Genomic DNA, 2,481 nt, shown 5'->3' on the forward strand with positions numbered 1-2,481 from the left:
TGATAAATTTATATTATATTGTTTTTACAACTTTTATTGTAAAATAGCTAAAACAGATTAATCATCAATCAACACATGAATTAAAAATCAACCTTAAAATAATTCAAACCTGCGATTAAAAATCTGTTTAGTGAAAAAAGTGATAATAACATCGATAATGGGAAGTGAATACAGTATTTATAAAACTACCCTAATTGGAGTAAATTTCCTACGTCCTCTTTACTCCAAATGATTAAAATAGAGAATAATGACTAATTTAACCTAAAGCACATATAATATGAATATTAATTATTTTGATAACACTGTATCATATATTCATAAGACAAACTCTACCTCTTTATAAAAAATATCATTAATTTTTTTATAAATCTATTCATATAAACGAAACCGCATTCCATAAAATTTGTTAAAAATCCAAAATTTTTGCATATTTTTCTATAATACCATATAAAAAAAACATTTTTAAATTTAAAAAAGGAAAGCCATTTTGGAAAAAAGATGAGATTTTAAAAATTTTTTTACTGTTTTAGTGAATGAAAATATTGAAAGCTTTGTTATAATTTTACGTTAATAGTTTATTTTCTGAAAAAATTGTTTATCCTAAAATTAAGATTTCTTATTTTAAAATAGCAAAATTGAGAATTATCTTTAATCAAGATTAAGTAGTTTTATTAAAAACGTTTAAAAGCATATTTAAATGATTGACCTTTTGCGAGAACTTTGTAAGAAAGTGTACTCAGTTTGGAGGGGTGGTCGAGCGGTTTAAGGCACCGGTCTTGAAAACCGGCGTGCAGGAGACTGTACCGTGGGTTCGAATCCCACCCCCTCCGCCACTTAATTCTTTTCTGCATATAATATATTGATTGTTGTATGTAGCTTGCCTGTAGCTTGCCACTAGGTTTTGCATAATTTGACACTAGGTTTTGCACCAATTCATTTTTTTTCAAAGGGTTTTTAAAGGGCTTTCAAGGGGTCTTCAAAGGGGTTTTTAAGCCCCCTCAAAGGAGATTGTTTTCTTCTGTTAAAAATCACAATTGGTGATGATTAATTCTTTAGCAGCAGTATTCTTTGAAGAGCCAAATGTATAAAATGTAGCGACTTCTTTTATATGAAACTGACTGAAGGTTTTTCGAATCTCTGGCACATCATTTAAAGAGAGAAGGAACTTTCCTTGTAATTGGGAAAGAATCGTTGCCATCACCTGATAATCTTCCCTCTTAAACAAATCCTTTCCGTAATAATCCTCAACACCCCAATAAGGCGGATCAAGATAAAATAAAACATTTGGTCGATCATAGCGAAGCATAAAGTCTGACCAGTTTAACTGTTCAATGGTAACATCTGCCAAGCGGCGATAAATAAGCTCTAATAACGCTTCAATTTTAAAATAATTAAACCGTGCACTACGATCCGTTGAAACACCAAAAGTGCGCTTGACCACCTTACCGCTAAAACTCAACCGTTGCAGATATAAAAACCGAACAGCACGCTCTAGATCAGTTAACGTAGATGGGTCTTGCAAAGTGATGCGCTGAAACTCTTGACGACTGGTAATCTGGAATTTCAACATATCCATAAAGGGCTGATAATGGCGTTGTAACACCCGAAAAAAATTCACCACATCACCTGAGCGATCATTGATAATTTCTGCTGGTGGAATCAATTTTCTCCTAAAGAAAATCCCTCCCATTCCAACAAAGGGTTCGGCATAAAGATTATGCGGAATATCTTCAATGATTTTGATAATAGTTTTGGCTAACCTTCTTTTGCCACCAACATAAGCAACAGCTGGTGTGACAGGATTAATCAATTTTAATGTTTCAGAATGAATTGTGTCCATACTTTCTTAACACTCTCTCGTGCATAATAGCCATCTTCTCATTGCTTTCAGTGATAAGAAGTGGCTGCGATGTTATGTTTTCTGGCATCGGACGAGCTGTGTTGCAAACTATTCCCGTTGGCTGGATAACCAGCCCAGCCTCTATTTTTGAGTATCCCCCCTTCCCTTTTCTGGTGCTTCTAAGATAATTTCTGTTGTATATCCGCTAGCTTTTTCATAGCGATGGGTAACTGTAGAAGCTCTCCATTGCCCGTTAATCTCTCCACGAAACCCACGCAGCAGAAGAGATTGATCTGCCATAATCTCTGGGCAGCCCTCCAGCGTTAACGAACCACTCCCAACAGCACGACAAAGCCTATCCCCTTCTGAGGCAGCTGCTGCTAGTGCCTCTTCCTTACATGTATAGCAACTGCGCAAACGCCGCGTGGGACCTGTGAAGCTTGTCTGATGCTTAACCTGTACTTGCTGCCCCTTAGCACGATCAAAATAACTGGCTTCAACCGCACCATATTGTGTTCGCGGCTCTAAGGTGAACTCCCATTGAGAGCAATCATGCTTATGGATTTCGAGGGTTGGTAAACTCTCACGCCCTAAAAATAAGAACTTATTGTCCTTGATTAAAAAACGTGCCTGCATCCGAT

At 36.1% G+C, this 2,481-nt stretch carries 1 protein-coding gene, 1 tRNA gene and 1 pseudogene; 1 reads left to right on the top strand and 2 read right to left on the bottom strand.

All coding sequences use genetic code 11. The features are described 5' to 3' along the window. The first annotated feature begins 743 nt into the window (after positions 1 to 743). Positions 744 to 833: transfer RNA gene (locus ACMFKV_RS07095), tRNA-Ser, on the top strand. Between the two features lie 188 nt (positions 834 to 1,021). Here ACMFKV_RS07095 and ACMFKV_RS07100 read toward each other — a convergent pair. Together ACMFKV_RS07100 and ACMFKV_RS07105 are read right to left on the bottom strand one after the other, a co-directional pair. Next, positions 1,022 to 1,840, bottom strand: a complete 819-nt coding sequence (locus ACMFKV_RS07100) for a DNA adenine methylase (protein ID WP_413154913.1) — start codon at positions 1,838 to 1,840, stop codon at positions 1,022 to 1,024. A 141-nt stretch (positions 1,841 to 1,981) separates the two neighbouring features. Next, positions 1,982 to 2,481, bottom strand: a pseudogene (locus tag ACMFKV_RS07105) (late control protein); the annotation flags it as partial.

Origin of the sequence: Bartonella propinqua (assembly GCF_047263965.1) — a bacterium.
Taxonomy (GTDB): domain Bacteria; phylum Pseudomonadota; class Alphaproteobacteria; order Rhizobiales; family Rhizobiaceae; genus Bartonella.